Source organism: Pimelobacter simplex, assembly GCF_024662235.1.
GTDB lineage: Bacteria > Actinomycetota > Actinomycetes > Propionibacteriales > Nocardioidaceae > Nocardioides.
The window spans coordinates 4,687,007-4,702,462 of the sequence record NZ_CP096276.1 but is presented as its reverse complement, the minus strand read 5'-3'; the positions used below and the strand labels follow the sequence as shown (position 1 = coordinate 4,702,462).

Genomic DNA, 15,456 nt, shown 5'->3' with positions numbered 1-15,456 from the left:
GAGGGAGCAACCACAGATGAGTCAGCAGGTGAAGGCCGTCATCGCTCGCGCCAAGGGCGCGCCGGTCGAGGTCGTGACGATCAACGTTCCGGACCCGGGCCCGGGTGAGGCGGTGGTCAAGGTCTTGTCCTGCGGGGTGTGCCACACCGACCTGCACTACCGCGAGGGTGGGATCAACGACGAGTTCCCGTTCCTGCTCGGGCACGAGGCCTCGGGTGTGGTCGAGGCCGTCGGACCGGACGTGACCGGTGTCGCGCCGGGTGACTTCGTCGTGCTGAACTGGCGTGCGGTGTGCGGTCAGTGCCGGGCGTGCAAGCGCGGTGAGGCGCAGTACTGCTTCGCGACCCACAACGCCAAGCAGAAGATGACGCTCGCCGACGGACCCGATGCCGGCACCGAGCTTTCGCCGGCGCTGGGGATCGGTGCGTTCGCCGAGAAGACCCTGGTCGCGGCGGGTCAGTGCACCAAGGTCGACGCTTCCGCCCGCCCCGCCGCGGTCGGTCTGCTGGGTTGTGGCGTGATGGCCGGTATCGGTGCCGCGATCAACACCGGTGCGATCACCCGCGGCAAGTCCATCGCGGTGATCGGCTGCGGTGGTGTCGGGGTGGCCGCGATCGCGGGTGCCGCGCTCGCGGGGGCCTCGCCGATCATCGCGGTCGACATCGACGCGAAGAAGCTGGAGAAGGCCAAGGAGATGGGGGCGACCCACACGGTCGACTCCAGCAAGGTCGACCCGGTCGAGGAGATCAAGCGGATCTGCGCGGAGACCTACGAGGGTGCCGACGGTGCCGACGTGGTGGTCGAGGCGGTCGGTCGTCCCGAGACGTGGAAGCAGGCGTTCTACGCCCGTGACCTGGCCGGCACCGTGGTCCTGGTCGGCGTACCGACCCCCGACATGACCGTGCCGGAGATCCCGCTGATCGACGTCTTCGGACGTGGTGGCGCGCTCAAGTCCTCTTGGTACGGCGACTGCCTGCCGAGCCGGGACTTCCCGATGCTGGTCGACCTGTACCAGCAGGGCCGGCTCGACCTGGACGCGTTCGTGACCGAGGAGATCGGGATCGACGACATCGAGGCCGCGTTCGCCAAGATGCACCACGGTGACGTGCTGCGCTCGGTCGTGATCATCTGATGGCTGCTCGAGTGGACCACGCCGTCACCAGCGGCACCTTCAGCCTGGACGGCGAGACCTTCGACGTTGACAACAACGTGTGGGTCGTCGGGGACGACGCCGAGTGCGTGGTCATCGACGCCCCCCACGACGTCGAGGACATCTTGAAGGTGGTCGGCGGCCGCAAGGTCAAGGCGATCATCTGCACCCACGCCCACGACGACCACGTCCGCGTGGCCCCGGCGTTGCGGGAGGCCACGGTCGCGCCGATCCTGCTGCACCCCGACGACAAGCCGTTGTGGGAGCTGACCCACACCGACCACCTGTGGGACGTCGACCTGTCCGACGGTCAGACGCTGGAGGTGGCCGGGACGACGTTGCAGGTGATCCACACGCCCGGCCACGCTCCGGGCGCGGTGTGCCTCTACGCCCCCGACCTGGGCTGCGTGTTCACCGGCGACACCCTGTTCCACGGTGGCCCCGGCGCGACCGGTCGCTCCTACAGCGACCGGCCCACGCTGGAGTCGTCGATCCGGGTGAAGCTGTTCTCGCTGCCCGGCGAGACGGTCGTCCACACCGGGCACGGCGACGACACCACCATCGCCGCGGAGCAGGTCCTGCTCGACGCTACGGAGTGACCCGCAGCATCGCCCGCAGCTCACCGAGCACGTCGTTGTCGAGCCCCAGCCCGTCCCGCAGGTACGACGTCCGGTCGCCGAAGTGCCGGTCGACCGCCGTCCAGGCGGCGTCGAGGTACTCGGTGGCGACGACGAGCGTCGGCTCGTAGACGGCGACCGAGTCCGGGCCCAGGTGGGTGGCGATCTCCGCCTCCACCCGGGCCCGGCTCGCGGCGCTGCGGGCGTTGGTGAGCAGGTAGTCGGACTCGATCGTCGGGTCGTCGACGCCGGCGATGTGGAGCAGCAGGGCCGAGACCCAGCCGGTGCGGTCCTTGCCGGCCGAGCAGTGGAAGAGCTGGGGGCCGCCGACGGCGAGTTGGCGCAGGACGCCGCCGAACGCCGTACGGGAGCGGTCCTCGGTGACGAAGGTGCGGTAGACGTCGTCCATCAGCGCGACCGCGTCCTCGCGGCGCTGGAGGCCCGACATCCGCTCCATCGGGATGCCGATGGCATCGAAGTGCAGGGCCTCGGCGCCGGGGACGTCCGGGTCGGGGTGGAGGTCGACCTCGGTGGGCGAGCGGAGGTCGATCACGGCGCGCAGCCCGATCGCGCCGAGCCGGCCGTGGTCGTCGTCGGTCAGGCGCAGGTCGTTGGAGCGGTAGAACACGCCGGTGCGCAGCCGGCTCCCGTCGGTGGTGGCGTAGCCGGAGCCCGCGACGTCGCGGAAGTTGTCGGCCGATGCCAGGCGCAGGTACTCCTCGTCCGTGTTCACGAGCAAACCCTAGGACCTGGCCCGGTGCCCCCCACGCGGCGGCCGGGGGAAGAACCGCGCCGTGCGCCGCGCGTACGCCGGGTAGCCCGGCCGTTCCATCATCGTCCGCTCCAGCAGCCGGGCCCCGGTCGCCTCGCTGAGGAAGTAGGTCATGGCCACCGGGGCGACGAGCGTCGCCAGCCCCACGACCCATCCCGAGGCGAGCCCGCCGGCCAGCCACAGGCCCCACCACACGCAGGCGTCGCCGAAGTAGTTCGGGTGCCGGGTCCACGCCCACAGCCCGGTGTCGAGCACCTGGGGGCGTTGGTCGCGCGGCTGCGCACGGTACGCCGCGAGCTGGGCGTCGCCGACCGCCTCGAAGACCAGGCCGACCGCCCACACGACGCCACCGGCGACCACGACCGGCCACCAGCGGACGTCGAGGACGACGCCGACGGCGACCGGGGCCGCGACCACGGCGAGGGCGAGGCCCTGGACGGCGAACACCTTGCGGACGGCGACCGCGAGGCCGACGTCGGGGAGGCGGCCGCCGAGGACCTTCTCGTAACGGGGATCCTCGTCGGTGTGGCCCGTGCTCCGGCGACGGACGTGCTCCGCCAGCCGCAGCCCCCACACGGTCACGAGAACGACGAGGATCCCCGAGCGGAGGGCGTCGCCGGACCCGGAGGCCACGGCGACGACGGCACAGGCGAGGGCGATGAGCACGAAGCCCAGTCCCCAGGCGATGTCGACGACCACGACGCGGCCCTGGCGGCGGGCGACGACGGCGGTCGCGGTCATGAGCAGGGCGGCGACCGCGACCGCGGTCGCGAGCGAGGTGAGGACGGCGGCGGTGGTCGACATCAGCGCACCGGCGGGAGGGAGTGGGGTGCGCCGGGGCGGACCATGAGGATCTGGTCGACGCCCATCCGCCCGTCGCGGAAGGCCATCGAGCCGCCGACGAGGTAGAGCCGCCAGACGCGGACCAGCTCGTCGCCGACGAGCGCGGTGATGGCGTCGATATTGTCCTCGAAGCGGCGCAGCCAGCCGGCGACGGTGAGCACGTAGTGCTCGCGCAGGGCGTGCACGTCGCGGACCTCCAGCCCGCCGCGCTCCAGCAGCGCGGCGGTCTCGCCGACCGGCCGCATGTACATGTCCGGGGCGATGAACGACTCGATGAACGGCCCGCCGCCGGGCCAGCGCCCGGTCCGCGACATCTGCTGGACGAGCACCCGGCCGCCGGGGCGGACGGCGTCGTGCAGCACCCGCGCGTACGACGGGTAGTTGCGCTCGCCGACGTGCTCGCCCATCTCGAGCGAGGCGACCGCGTCGTACTCCGCGCCCCGGAGGGGCACGGCGTCGCGGTAGTCGCAGAGCCGGATGTCGACCCGGTCCGCCACGCCCCGGCGCTCGGCCGCGGCGACCGCGAACCGCTGCTGCTCCGCGGAGATCGTCACGCCCTCGACCTGCACGCCGTAGTGCTCGGCGGCGTGCAGCGACAGCGAGCCCCAGCCGCAGCCGACGTCGAGCAGCCGCATCCCCGGCTCCAGGCCGAGCTTGCGGCAGACCAGGTCGAGCTTGGCCTCCTGGGCGTCGGCGAGCGGCTGGTCGGGCGACGCGTGGTAGCCGCACGAGTACGCCATCGTCCGCTCGTCGAGGATCAGCGAGTAGAAGTCCGCGGTCGTGTCGTAGTGGTGGCTGATCGCGCGCCGGTCGCGGTCCTTGCTGTGCAGCCGGCCGCGCACGCGGGCCTGGGTGGCCGGGGGCGCGGGCGCACGGCCGATCAGGTCGAGGCCGATCGCGGCGCGCAGGGCGCCGGCCATCGCCCGGACGGACGGACGGCGTCCCGACAGCCCGCGCGAACGGGCCACCGCGAACGCGTGGGTGAGCGCCGCGTCGAGGTCGCCCGGCACGTCGAGCTCGCCGGTGACGTAGGCCTGGGCGGCGCCGAGCTCACCGGGGTGGCGGATCAGCCGGCGGAGCGCGTCGGGGGAGCGCAGCTCGACGACGGGGGCGTCGTCGGGACCGGCGGTGGTGCCGTCCCAGGCGACGAGGCGGACGGGCAGCTCTCCGCCGACGAACGGGCGGAGCGCGTCGGCGAGCACGGCGGCGGTCATCGGGACTCCTCGTCCGGTCGGGTGAAGGTGAGCTGGTGGTCGTCGATGTAGCCGGCCGCGAAGCCCGCACGGCAGTACTCCAGGTAGAAGTGCCACATCCGCTCGAAGGTCGTGTCGAAGCCGAGCGCGCGGACCCGGTCCCGGGAGGCCACGAAGGCCGTGTCCCAGCGCCGCAGGGTCGTCGCGTAGTGCGGGCCGATCGCCAGGTCGTCGGTGATCCGCAGCGTGGTGTGCGCCCGGGTCACCTCGTCGATCGCGCGCACCGACGGCAGCGCGCCGCCGGGGAAGACGTACTTGGTGATGAAGGTGTGCGTGGAGCGGGTCGCGAGCATCCGGTCGTGCGGCATCGTGATCGCCTGGATCGCGACGCGCCCCCCGGGCGCCAGGACGTGGTCGAGCGTGCGGAAGTACGCCGGCCAGAACTCCTGGCCCACCGCCTCGATCATCTCCACCGAGACCACCGCGTCGTACGCCGCGCCGGGCTCGTCGAGCAGCGCGCGGTAGTCGCACAGGTCGACGCGCACCCGGTCGGCCTGCCCGGCGGCGGCGATCCGCTCCCGGGCGAGCTCCTGCTGCTCGACCGACAGCGTGATCGAGCGGACGTCGGCGCCGCGGGCCGCGGCCCGGATCGCGAGCTCGCCCCAGCCGGTGCCGATCTCCAGGAGCCGGGTGCCGGCACCCACGCCGGCCTGGTCGAGCAGCCGGTCGATCTTGCGGTGCTGGGCCGCGACCAGGTCCTCCGTGGCGGCCACGGCGGGGTCCGGGTCGGTGAAGAGCGCGCTGGAGTAGGACAGCGTGGGGTCGAGGAAGGCCGCGAACAGGTCGTTCGACAGGTCGTAGTGGTGCGCGACGTTGGCCTGGGTGTTGTCCCGGGTGCCGCGCTGGCTCTGCGGCAGGCGGGTGACGACGACCCCGCGCAGCCGCTGGAGCGGCCGCGGCACGAGCGTGGTCAGCTCGGCGGCGAGGACCGTGAGGAATGCGCCGAGCACGCCGTCGCCGGGGACGCCGTCCTCGGCCCAGGCGCCGGTCAGGTAGGCCTCGCCGAAGCCGATCAGCTGGTCGCGTCCGGTCCGGGCGAACATCTCGTCCGGGCGGTGCACGACGATCGCCGGGCCGCCGCGGCCGAGCTCCTCGGTACGGCCGTCGGCGTGCTCCAGGCGGACCGTGACGTCGAGCCGCCCGATCGCGGCCCGGAAGAGCCGCTCGGCGACCCGCGCCGCGAAGCCGCCGGTGCGGATCGGGGCGAGCGCGGTCTGCGGCGTCTGCGCGGTCTGCACCGTCGCGCGGCGCGGCTGGACGGGTACCCGCCGGGCCCACAGCGCGATGCCGTGGGCGCGGATCAGGGCCGCTCCGCGCAGTCCTGCGAGCGGCAGCCGCGGCGGCGCGGCCGGCGTCCCGTCGAGGGCGGCGTCGAACCGGGCGCCGTCCTCGGTGACGAGCCGGACCGCGATCCGCAGCCGGTGGTCCTCGGGGTCGGGCGGAGGGGCGAGCACCTCGTAGTGACCGTCGGTGCCGTGGAAGGGCGAGACGTACATCGCCTTGTCGACCACGACCCGCCCGTCGGCGGTGGCGGGACCGTCGAGCAGGTAGGCGTGCCGGTCGCCGTAGGTGTTGTGCACCTCGACGACGGTCGCCGCGGGATCGCCGTCCGGGCGTCCGGGCGGCCAGCACCAGTGCACCGAGATCGGGTTGAAGCAGTGTCCGAACGCCCGCGGCTGCGCGGCCATCAGCGCCCGGCCGCCGCGCAGGCCGGCGTCCAGGCCGTGCTCGGCGAGGAAGCGGTCGAGGCCCTCGCGCACGCTCGCGGTGTCGCCGGCGAAGTGGTCGCGTCCCTCGAAGCGGCCGGGGACGCCGTCCACGGTGCCGTCGGGAGCGACCCGGTCGAGGTCGACCACGCTCAGGTGCGAGCGCAGCGTGAACGCATTGCGGACCGGCTCGCGCCGCCGGTGCACCAGGGTCGTCGCGTACGACGTCGCCGCCGGTGCACCGGCGTCCTCCCACGCGAGCCCGAGACGCTCCGCGGCGTGCAGGCCCGAGCGTGCGCCGTCCTCGTGGAAGCCCCAGCCGTGGTACGCGCCGGCGAACACGAGGCGGTCGGTGTCGATCTCGGGCAGCCGGGCCTGGGCGGCGACGGAGGCCGGCGTGTAGCGCGGGTGCGCGTAGTCGCGGCGGACCAGCACGGTCGCCGGGTCGACCACGTCCTCGCCACCGAGGGTGACCAGGTACGGGGTGTCGGTGGGCAGCCGCTGCAGGCGGGTCAGGTCGTAGGTGACCTGGACCTGCTCCTGGGCGATCCGCGGGCGCCGGAAGTTCCACGACGCCCAGGCGTCCCGGGCGCGCGGCATCAGCCGGGCGTCGGTGTGGAGCAGCGCGGTGTTGGTCGAGTAGGGGATCGCGTCGAGCACCTCCTTCTGCAGGAGGGTCGGCGCGGAGAGCATCCCGAGCGCCTGGTCGGGATGGGTGGCGACCACGACGGCGTCGTACGTCTCGCGGCCGGCGGCCGTGCTGACCTCGACGCCGTCGCCGGTCTCCTCGATCGAGAGCACGGGGGTCCCGGTGCGGATCGTCCCGCCGGAGGCCCGGATCGCGTCGGCGACCCGGGCGACGTACGCCCCGGAGCCTCCGGTCACCGTGCGCCACGTCGGCGAGCCGAAGACGGCGAGCATGCCGTGGTGCTGGAGGAACGCGAACAGGTACGCCGCGGGGTAGTCCAGCGCCGTGTCCGGGTCGCACGACCACACCGCCGCCACGAGCGGCTCGGCGAAGTGCCGCCGGAAGTACGGCGAGAACCCGCCGTGGTCGAGGAAGGCGGCGAGCGTCGTCAGGTCCCCGGGGCCGTTCGCCAGCAGCCGGCGTGCGGCGCGGTGGAAGCGCGGCACCTCGGCGAGCATCCGCAGGTACGCCGGGTTGCGGTGGTTGCCGGCGCCCGACGGGAACAGCCCGCGCCGGCCGAGCGCGCCGGCCCACTCCAGGCCGGTGCGCTCGTCGCTGATCGACATCGACATCTCGGAGTCCTGCGTCGGCACGCCGAGCTCGTCGAACAGCCGGCCGAGCACCGGGTAGGTGCGCCGGTTGTGCACGATGAAGCCGCTGTCGATCCGCAGTGCGCGGCCGGCGGCGTCGGTGACGTCATGGGTGTCGGCGTGCCCGCCGAGCCGGTCGTCGGCCTCGAGCACGGTGACGTGGACGTCATTGCCGGGACGGGAGGCGACGTAGGCGGCGGTGAGTCCGGCGACGCCGGAACCCACCACGGCGAGGCGCCGCGGGGTCGAGGTGGACATCACGACTCCAGGGGGAAGACCGCGATCGGCTGCGTGGTCGGCTGCTCCGAGCCGCCGTCGGGCTCGACGGTGATCCCGACCCCGGTGGCCTCCGCGGCGTCGCCGTCGAGGATGTACGTCGTGTCCGGCTCGTCCGGCATCAGCCCGGCCCGGACCATCTTGCCGGCGGGCGTCTGGAGCCACAGCTCGTAGACCTTGCCGTCCGGGGCGGGCGCCATGTCCTTGGTCCGGATGAGCGCCTTGCCCTGGCTGCGGGAGAGCACGATCGTGGCCTGCGAGCCGTCGGGGAAGCTCTTCTCGACATGGGTCGCGTCGGCGGCGGCGAGGATCCGGTCCGCCGCGGTCGGCGGCTGCGCGCCCGGGTCGTCGGACCAGGGCCGCAGCACCGCCAGGCCCACCCCGAGGAGCAGGACGACGGCCGCGGCGGCCGTGAGCAGCGTCGGCAGCCGGCGGAACAGCGGCGTGACCGTGGCCGGCTCGCGGGTCAGCGGCGGCAGCGGGCGGATCCGGTCGATGCCCGCGAGGACGTCGTCGCGCAGCGCCGGCGGCGGGGCGACCTCGTCGCCCAGGCCGAGCAGTGCGGCGGCCTCGCGGAGGCTGTCCACCTCGGCGCGGCAGTCCGGGCAGTGGCTCAGGTGCGCCTCGAACCGGGCCCGCTCGTCCGCGTCGAGCGCGTCGACGGCGTAGGCGCCGGACAGGGTGTGGTCGTGATCGGTTGTCATCGGCCTACTCCGATCGTGTCGCGCAGCCGGATCAGGCCGTCGCGGATCCTCGTCTTCGCTGTCCCGACCGGGAGGTCGAGAAGGGCGGCCACCTCGGTGTGGGTGTAGCCGCCGAAGTACGCCAGCTCGATCGCCTCGCGCTGGACGTCGGTGAGCTGGGTCAGGGCCGCCCGCACCCGGTGCGCCTCGAGCGAGGCGTGCGCGGTGTCGGCGGTGACGTCGTGCTCGACGCTCTGGTTCGTCTGGTGGTACGTCAGGTCGCGCCGGGTCGCGGCCTCGGCACTGCGGACCCGATCGACCGCCTTGCGGTGGGTGATCGTCATCATCCAGGCGAGGGCCGAGCCGCGCGAGGCGTCGTACCGGCTCGCCTGGCGCCAGATCTCGAGGAACACCTCCTGGGTGACCTCCTCGGCCTGCGCCGGGTCGCGCACCACGCGGACGGCGAGGCCGTGCACGCGGGGGGCGGTGGCGTCGTACAGCTCGGCGAAGGCCGTCTTGTCCCCGCGCGCCGCTCGTTTGAGCAGGGCGCCGAGGTCGGCGCTGCGACCGCCGGCCGGCGCCCCCGCGTGGGGGGCGCCGGCCGGGTCGCCGGGGACCGGGTCCATGCCGTGATCCTTCCGGTTCTCAGGGCTGCTGGCGAGGGGTCACTTGATCCCGGTCAGCACCTTGTCGATGACGTAGACGGTCGCGTTGGCGGTCGGGATGTTGCCGCAGAGGACCTTCGCGGTCACCGTGCCGTCCGAGACGGTCATGCCGCTCTCGGCGTCACCGGAGACGGTCAGCTCGTCGCCGAGCAGGGTCTTCTGCTTGCCGACGACGGCGGTCGGGTCGTCGTTCGCGCCGAGCACGTGGTGGGCGAGGACCTTGTAGAGAGCGCTCTCCTGGCCCTTCGCCTTGCCCTCGGCGACCATGCCGTTGAGGTCCTTGGCCGGGATGGCGGCGAACGCGTCGTTGTACGGCGCGAACACGGTCAGCGCCGGCGCCCCGTTGAGCGTGTCGGCGAGGCCGTCGATGCTCGTCACCGCGGTGACCAGGGTGCTGAGCAGCGGGTTGTTGCTGGCAGCGGTCGCGACCGGGTCCTTGACCATGCCGTCGAACGAGCCGGCGCCGGAGGTCGGGATCTTCGAGCAGCCGGGGCCGAACGTCTGCGAGCCGGCGTCGGCCTGCTCGGTCGGGCTGTCGGAGGTCATCGGGGTGGAGCTGTTGTCGTCGGTGCTCTTGGTGTCGCCGCCGTCGTCACCGCACGCAGCCAGCGAGACGGAGAGAGCGAGTGCGGCGGCGGTGACGCCGGCGGTGCGGGTGAGGCGGTGGAGCTTCATGGTGGGACCTTCCGTAGGAGCGTGCTGTGCAGGTGATTCGGTGCCGTGGGGCGACCGGATGGGTGTTTTTTCCGGTGGTTTTCAGCCGACCTGGACGATGAGCTCGTGGAGCCCGCTCGCACCGTCGGGGAAGGGCTCGGCGCGGACCGCGGTCTGCGGCTCGCCGTCGCCGGAGCGGGCGCGGGCGGCGATCCGGTGCGAGCCGGATTCCGCCTTCCAGCGGTAGAACCACTGGCGCCAGTAGTCGTCCCCGCCGCTCGGCCCGAGCTGGGCGTCGACCCAGCCCCCGCCGTCGATCCGGACCTGGACGCCGGCCACGCCGCCGCGCTCCTGGGCCCACGCGACGCCGCCGATGACGACGTCGCCGGGGTCCAGCGCGGCGAGGGCGCGCGGGGTGTCGATCCGGGCGGAGATCTTGATGGGGGCGTCGGTCGCCCAGCCGCGCTCGGTCCAGTAGGCGTCGCGCTCGGCGTACGTCGTCAGGGTCAGCCGGGTGATCCACTTGGTGGCGCTGATGAAGCCGTAGAGGCCGGGGATCACCATCCGCACGGGGAACCCGTGCTCGCGGGGCAGCGCCTTGCCGTTCATGCCGACCGCCAAGATCGCGTCCCGGCCGTCGAGGGCGAGGTCGAGCGGGGTGCTGATCGTCATCCCGTCGACGTCGGTGGACAGGATCTGGTCGGCCTTCGTGCTGCCGATGCCGGCCCGGTCGAGCACGTCGCGCAGCGGTACGCCGAGCCAGCGCGCCGCGCCGACGTACGGGCCGCCGACGCTGTTGGAGACGCAGGTCAGCGTGATGTCGCGCTCGATCATCGGCATCGCCAGCAGCTCGTCGAAGCGCATCGTCACCTTCCGGTCGACATCACCGTCGATGGTGAGCGTCCAGTCGTCGGTGCCCACGACGGGCACGTCCAGCCGGGTGTCGACGCGGTAGAAGTCGCCGGTCGGCGTACGGAACGGGGTGATGCCGGGGACCTGGTCGTCCAGCCCGCGCGGCAGCGGCGGCGCCGGATCAGCCGGCCGGGGGAGCGTCACGTCCTCGGGCCGCAGCCGCAGCGAGGACACGAACCGCCCCGCCACACCCCCGGCCAGCGCGAGCACGCCCAGCACCCCGGCGGTCAGCAGCAGCGCCCGCCGTCCCTCCGCACCCCGTCCCGCCCGCCGCCCCTCCCGCGCGGCCCGGTCGGCCCGGGCGAGCAGCGCGAGCGCCACCGGCCCGGTCACCGCCGCCACCAGGGAGGGCAGCAGGTCGAGCGCCCCCGCCTCCGGCCGCGACAGCACCGCCACGACCGCCACCCCGACCAGCACGACCAGCACCCCCGCCCCGACCGCGAGCCGGCGCCGGGCCAGCACCCCCGCAATGGCCGCCAGCACCAGCACCCCCACCAGCACCGACCCGACCAGCACCACCTTGTCGGCGGTCCCGAACTGCCGGATCGCCCACTCCTTGAGCGGCGTCGGCGTCAGGTCGATCACCGCCGACCCGACCGCCAGGACCGGCGACGACGCGGGGTGGGTGAGTGCGGCGACGAGGTGAGCCAGGCCGATGCCGACGAGGGTCGCCAGGACGCCGTACCCGGGCCACTGGGGATGCTTCGGGAGCCTCGGGCGGCGGGGACGGGGGAGGGGCATGGCAGGGGTTCGGTGCGGACCGTGGGTTCGGATGGTCCTGCCGCCGAAGTCGCGGGGTTGCTGGGTCGAGGTTGCGGGGTTTCTGGCGCGAAGTCGTTGGGTTGCTGCGTCGAGGTTGCTGGCTTGCTTGGGTGGTGAGCGGGGTTGCGGCGGCGGCCGCGCTGACGGGCGCGACAACGGCACGGGCTCCGCCCGCGCCGCCGCTGTGCGGCCGCCACCTCCGCCTCGCCGCCTTGCCGCCGCTGTGCGGCGGGCTTGGGCGGGCCGGGCTACTCCACCGGGGAGGCGATGTGGACGAGCGCGTCGCCTGCGTTGACGATCGGTGCCCGGGTCAGGCCGATGATGATGCCGGAGCGGTCGGCGTGCACCAGCCGGACGCGGCGGCCGAAGGTGTCGGAGAGGCCGCCGAGGCGCTGGCCCTCCTCGACGCGTTCGCCGAGGTGGACCTCGAGGTGCAGGATGCCGGTGCCGCGGGCGCGGACCCAGGCGCTCGAGCGGGACTCGACGGGGGCGGTACGGCCGTCCTCCTCGCCGGGGGAGAGGTCGATCATGTCGAGGGCCGCCAGCACCCGGCGTACGCCGGCCACGCCGACCGCGATCGGCTCCTCCTCGAAGCGCAGGGCCTCGCCGGCCTCGTACAGCAGGACGGTGGCGCCTCGGTCGCGGGCGGCCTGGCGCAGGGAGCCGTCGCGGAGGCGGGCGTGGAGCATGACGGGGGCACCGAAGGCCTCGGCGAGCTGGCGGGTGCGGGGGTCGTCGAGGTCGGCGCGGATCTGGGGGAGGTTGCTGCGGCGGTCGGCGGCGGTGTGGAGGTCGATGCCGACGTCGCTCTTGGCGACGACCTCGGTCATGAACAGGTGGGCGATGCGGCTGGCCAGCGAGCCGCGGGCCGAGCCGGGGAAGGAGCGGTTGAGGTCGCGGCGGTCGGGGAGGTTGCGCTCGCCGGTCATGAAGCCGAGCACGTTCACCACCGGTACGGCGACCAGCGTGCCGCGGAAGGTGCGCGCCGCGAGGGTGGCGAGCGCCTGGCGGATCACCTCGACGCCGAGCACCTCGTCGCCGTGGATGGCGGCGTTGACCCAGACGGTCGGGCCGGGTTCGCGGCCGTGGACGACGCGGACGGGGAGGCTGACGTCGCCGCCGGTGACCAGGCGGGTGATGGGGAGCTCGACCTCCTTGGTCGAGCCGGCGCGGACGCGGACGTTGCCGATCGCGAAGGACTCACGCAGTGCCATCACGGCCTCGGTTCTTGCGGCGTACCTTGCGGGGCGGGCGGCCGCCGACGTACGAGCGGCGGGCGTCGACGAGGAAGCCCTGGCGCAGGGCCTCGCGGCCGACGAGCATCCGGAAGCCCATCGCGTCGCGGCGGGTGAGGGTCATCTCGGTGGTGATGGTGTGGCCGAGCAGCTCGATGTCGGTCAGGACGACGATCCGCTCCTGGGTGTGCCCGGTGGAGCTGCGCACCAGCCGGCGGTCGTGGACCGGGCACTCGACGAGGACGGCGTCCTCGGCCGAGCGCTGCCAGGGGTGGACGGAGAACCGCACCCAGTCGGCGCCGTCGCGGGTCAGCTCCTCGAGGTCGAAGGCGTGCAGGGCCGACGTACGGGCGCCGGTGTCGAGCTTGGCCTTGACCGGTCCCACGCCGAGCCCGGGCAGGCGCACCCACTCGCGCCACCCGGCCGTGACCGGGGAACTGATTAGATGGGGCCTGACCACACCGCAATCCAATCAGGTCGGGAATGAAGCTCGCGATCCTCTCCCGCGCTCCGCGGTCCTACAGCACCCAGCGCCTTCGCACGGCCGCCCTCGACCGGGGGCACCAGGTGAAGGTGCTCAACACGCTCCGGTTCTCCATCGACCTGTCCGGTGACGAGCCCGACCTGCAGTTCCGGGGCAAGCAGCTCTCGGACTACGACGCGGTGCTGCCACGCATCGGCAACTCGATCACCTACTTCGGTACGGCGGTCGTGCGGCAGTTCGAGCAGATGGACGTCTACACGCCCAACACCGCCAACGGCATCGCGAACTCGCGCGACAAGCTGCGCGCGACGCAGATCCTGTCCCGGCACGGCATCGGCATGCCGGCGACGACGTTCGTGCGCGACCGCGCCGACGTGATCCCCGCGATCGAGCGGGTGGGCGGGGCACCGGTCGTGATCAAGCTGCTCGAGGGCACCCAGGGCATCGGCGTCATCCTGGCGCCGAGCATCAAGGTCGCCGAGGCGATCATCGAGACCCTCCAGAGCACCAAGCAGCAGGTGCTCATCCAGCGCTTCGTCAAGGAGTCCAAGGGCCGCGACGTCCGGGCGCTCGTCGTGGGCGACCGCGTGGTCGCGGCGATGCGGCGGGTCGCCCAGGGCGACGAGTTCCGCTCCAACGTCCACCGCGGCGGCAGCGTCGAGCGGGTCGACCTCGACCCGGAGTACGAGCAGATCGCCGTCCGGGCCGCCCAGATCATGGGTCTCAAGGTCGCCGGTGTCGACATGCTCGAGGCCAACGACGGGCCGCTGGTGATGGAGGTCAACTCCTCCCCAGGCCTCGAGGGCATCGAGAGCGCCACCAAGCTCGACGTGGCGGGCGCGATCATCGACTACATCGACAACCAGGTCGCCTTCCCCCAGATCGACGTGCGCGAGCGGCTCAGCGTCTCGACCGGGTACGGCGTCGCCGAGATCGTCGTGCACGGCGACGCGGACCTCGTCGGCAAGACCCTCGGCGAGTCCGGGATCCGCGAGCGCGACATGACCGTGCTGACCCTGCACCGCGGCACCACCGTGATCCCGAACCCGTTCGACCGGCACGTGCTCCAGGCCGAGGACCGGCTGCTCTGCTTCGGCAAGCTCGAGGAGATGCGCTCGATGATCCCGGCTCGGCCGCGGCGCCGGGCGCGGGTCAAGAAGCTGCCGAAGCAGCCGATCCCCGAGGCCTAGGCCGACGGCGCGACCGTACGGCACCCGTCGGCGTAGACGCCGTCGAGCAGGGCGCCGATCGGGCCGGTGCCGAACGAGCACTCGCCGTCGATGATCGACAGCGCGAGCTCGTCCCCCACCTGCACGTCGTACGACGCCGTGCCCGGCCCGCCGAGGATGCCGAGGTGCCGCTCGGCGACGGCCGCGGTGGCGTCGGGCGACGTACCGGCGGGGAGGGCGACGCTGGCCCAGTCGTCGTCGCCGAGCCAGATCGAGGCGCCCTGGGGGAGACCGGCGCGCAGCCGGTGGAACAGGGTCAGCTGGTCCGTGCCGGGCAGGCCGCCGGAGGAGTGCAGCGTCCAGGAGCCCTCGGGGTCGGCCTGGACGGTCCAGTCGGTCTGCGGCAGGTCGCCGTAGCGCTTCTCCAGGCCGGGCAGCGCGGCCAGCAGCGCGTCGACCCCGGGCGCGGTCGTCACCGTCATCAGGGTGCGCACGTGGGGCGCGGCGTCGACGTCCTGGGTCTCGAGGTCGACCCGGGTGGACTCGCGCTCCAGGACGGGGACCGCCCGCTGCGCCGCGGCCCGGACGTCGTCCAGGTCGGCCTCCGGCTCGAAGCTGCGCAGGTGCACCACGTCGTCGCGCCAGCTGATGTCGAGGTCGCCCTCCTCGGCGTGGTGGGTGCCCGCGAAGGCGGCGTACGTCGTGGCAACCACCTCGACGACCGCCGACGCCTCGGCCTCGGGCTCCAGCGCGACGGTGAGCGCCAGCTTGCCCGAGTCGAGCGTGATCGGCTCGGTGTAGTCGAGGTCGGCCGACGCCACGCCGGGCAGCTCGGCCAGCCGCTCGCGGAGGCTGTCGGCCTCGCTCGCGTGGCTCGGGTTGGCGCACGCCGCGACGAGGGGCAGCAGGGCGCAGGTCAGCAGGGACAGCACGAGGGGCGGCTTCACCGTCTCACCGTGCTCCTCGGGAGCGGCGAGCGCATGAGTACGGACCTCTA

At 73.4% G+C, this 15,456-nt stretch carries 14 protein-coding genes; 3 read left to right on the top strand and 11 right to left on the bottom strand.

Going from position 1 to position 15,456, the window contains the following annotated elements; genetic code table 11:
- The first annotated feature begins 16 nt into the window (after nt 1–16).
- Entirely contained in the window at nt 17–1,132 is a 1,116-nt protein-coding gene (locus M0M48_RS23045) for an S-(hydroxymethyl)mycothiol dehydrogenase (protein WP_257752908.1), read from the top strand.
- On the top strand, nt 1,132–1,749 hold the full coding sequence (locus tag M0M48_RS23040) for an MBL fold metallo-hydrolase (RefSeq protein ID WP_257752907.1): 618 nt from the start codon (nt 1,132–1,134) through the stop codon (nt 1,747–1,749). The genes M0M48_RS23045 and M0M48_RS23040 overlap by 1 nt, the downstream gene beginning before the upstream one ends.
- Here the strand turns inward: M0M48_RS23040 and M0M48_RS23035 are convergent.
- The 10 genes from M0M48_RS23035 to M0M48_RS22990 all read right to left on the bottom strand — a co-directional run bounded on the left by M0M48_RS23035 (nt 1,739) and on the right by M0M48_RS22990 (nt 13,266).
- The gene (locus tag M0M48_RS23035; RefSeq protein ID WP_215812279.1) at nt 1,739–2,500 is read right to left on the bottom strand and encodes a tyrosine-protein phosphatase; all 762 of its coding nucleotides are present in this window, start codon (nt 2,498–2,500) and stop codon (nt 1,739–1,741) included. The two genes, M0M48_RS23040 and M0M48_RS23035, sit on opposite strands and share 11 nt — an antisense overlap.
- A gap of 9 nt (nt 2,501–2,509) precedes the next feature.
- Entirely contained in the window at nt 2,510–3,343 is an 834-nt protein-coding gene (locus tag M0M48_RS23030; RefSeq protein WP_257752906.1) for a DUF1295 domain-containing protein, read from the bottom strand.
- Entirely contained in the window at nt 3,343–4,596 is a 1,254-nt protein-coding gene (locus tag M0M48_RS23025) for an SAM-dependent methyltransferase (RefSeq protein ID WP_215812281.1), read from the bottom strand. The genes M0M48_RS23030 and M0M48_RS23025 overlap by 1 nt, the downstream gene beginning before the upstream one ends.
- Nucleotides 4,593–7,877, bottom strand: coding sequence for an FAD-dependent oxidoreductase (locus M0M48_RS23020; protein ID WP_257752905.1), 3,285 nt, complete (start codon nt 7,875–7,877; stop codon nt 4,593–4,595). The genes M0M48_RS23025 and M0M48_RS23020 overlap by 4 nt, the downstream gene beginning before the upstream one ends.
- Entirely contained in the window at nt 7,877–8,599 is a 723-nt protein-coding gene (locus tag M0M48_RS23015) for an anti-sigma factor (protein WP_257752904.1), read from the bottom strand. The genes M0M48_RS23020 and M0M48_RS23015 overlap by 1 nt, the downstream gene beginning before the upstream one ends.
- A complete protein-coding gene (gene sigK, locus M0M48_RS23010; protein ID WP_257752903.1) occupies nt 8,596–9,204 on the bottom strand; it encodes an ECF RNA polymerase sigma factor SigK in 609 nt (202 codons plus the stop codon). Before sigK ends, M0M48_RS23015 begins: the two co-directional genes overlap by 4 nt.
- 39 nt (nt 9,205–9,243) lie before the next feature.
- Nucleotides 9,244–9,918 (bottom strand): fasciclin domain-containing protein, encoded by a 675-nt coding sequence (locus tag M0M48_RS23005; RefSeq protein ID WP_257752902.1) that lies wholly within the window; start codon nt 9,916–9,918, stop codon nt 9,244–9,246.
- Nucleotides 9,919–9,999: 81 nt separating this feature from the next.
- Nucleotides 10,000–11,550 carry a molybdopterin-dependent oxidoreductase gene (locus M0M48_RS23000; RefSeq protein ID WP_257752901.1) on the bottom strand — a complete coding sequence of 517 codons (1,551 nt, stop codon included), beginning with the start codon at nt 11,548–11,550 and terminating at the stop codon, nt 10,000–10,002.
- Nucleotides 11,551–11,819: 269 nt separating this feature from the next.
- Nucleotides 11,820–12,785, bottom strand: coding sequence for a succinylglutamate desuccinylase/aspartoacylase family protein (locus M0M48_RS22995; protein WP_215812286.1), 966 nt, complete (start codon nt 12,783–12,785; stop codon nt 11,820–11,822).
- On the bottom strand, nt 12,772–13,266 hold the full coding sequence (locus M0M48_RS22990) for an ATP-dependent zinc protease family protein (protein WP_257759272.1): 495 nt from the start codon (nt 13,264–13,266) through the stop codon (nt 12,772–12,774). Before M0M48_RS22990 ends, M0M48_RS22995 begins: the two co-directional genes overlap by 14 nt.
- A gap of 23 nt (nt 13,267–13,289) precedes the next feature.
- Here M0M48_RS22990 and rimK point away from each other — a divergent pair, with 23 nt between their 5' ends.
- A complete protein-coding gene (gene rimK / locus M0M48_RS22985) occupies nt 13,290–14,480 on the top strand; it encodes a 30S ribosomal protein S6--L-glutamate ligase (protein ID WP_257752899.1) in 1,191 nt (396 codons plus the stop codon).
- Here rimK and M0M48_RS22980 read toward each other — a convergent pair.
- Nucleotides 14,477–15,406, bottom strand: a complete 930-nt coding sequence (locus tag M0M48_RS22980) for a hypothetical protein (protein ID WP_257752898.1) — start codon at nt 15,404–15,406, stop codon at nt 14,477–14,479. The genes rimK and M0M48_RS22980 overlap by 4 nt on opposite strands.
- Nucleotides 15,407–15,456 lie beyond the last annotated feature (50 nt).

What these genes read in the sequence shown, in the direction of transcription:
- sigK (WP_257752903.1), bottom strand. Translation starts at nt 9,204, where the DNA reads ATGGACCCGGTCCCCGGCGACCCGGCCGGCGCCCCCCACGCGGGGGCG.
- M0M48_RS23025 (WP_215812281.1), bottom strand. Translation starts at nt 4,596, where the DNA reads ATGACCGCCGCCGTGCTCGCCGACGCGCTCCGCCCGTTCGTCGGCGGA.
- M0M48_RS23045 (WP_257752908.1), top strand. Translation starts at nt 17, where the DNA reads ATGAGTCAGCAGGTGAAGGCCGTCATCGCTCGCGCCAAGGGCGCGCCG.
- M0M48_RS23015 (WP_257752904.1), bottom strand. Translation starts at nt 8,599, where the DNA reads ATGACAACCGATCACGACCACACCCTGTCCGGCGCCTACGCCGTCGAC.
- M0M48_RS22995 (WP_215812286.1), bottom strand. Translation starts at nt 12,785, where the DNA reads ATGGCACTGCGTGAGTCCTTCGCGATCGGCAACGTCCGCGTCCGCGCC.
- M0M48_RS23030 (WP_257752906.1), bottom strand. Translation starts at nt 3,343, where the DNA reads ATGTCGACCACCGCCGCCGTCCTCACCTCGCTCGCGACCGCGGTCGCG.
- M0M48_RS23005 (WP_257752902.1), bottom strand. Translation starts at nt 9,918, where the DNA reads ATGAAGCTCCACCGCCTCACCCGCACCGCCGGCGTCACCGCCGCCGCA.
- M0M48_RS23000 (WP_257752901.1), bottom strand. Translation starts at nt 11,550, where the DNA reads ATGCCCCTCCCCCGTCCCCGCCGCCCGAGGCTCCCGAAGCATCCCCAG.
- M0M48_RS23040 (WP_257752907.1), top strand. Translation starts at nt 1,132, where the DNA reads ATGGCTGCTCGAGTGGACCACGCCGTCACCAGCGGCACCTTCAGCCTG.
- M0M48_RS23020 (WP_257752905.1), bottom strand. Translation starts at nt 7,877, where the DNA reads ATGTCCACCTCGACCCCGCGGCGCCTCGCCGTGGTGGGTTCCGGCGTC.
- rimK (WP_257752899.1), top strand. Translation starts at nt 13,290, where the DNA reads ATGAAGCTCGCGATCCTCTCCCGCGCTCCGCGGTCCTACAGCACCCAG.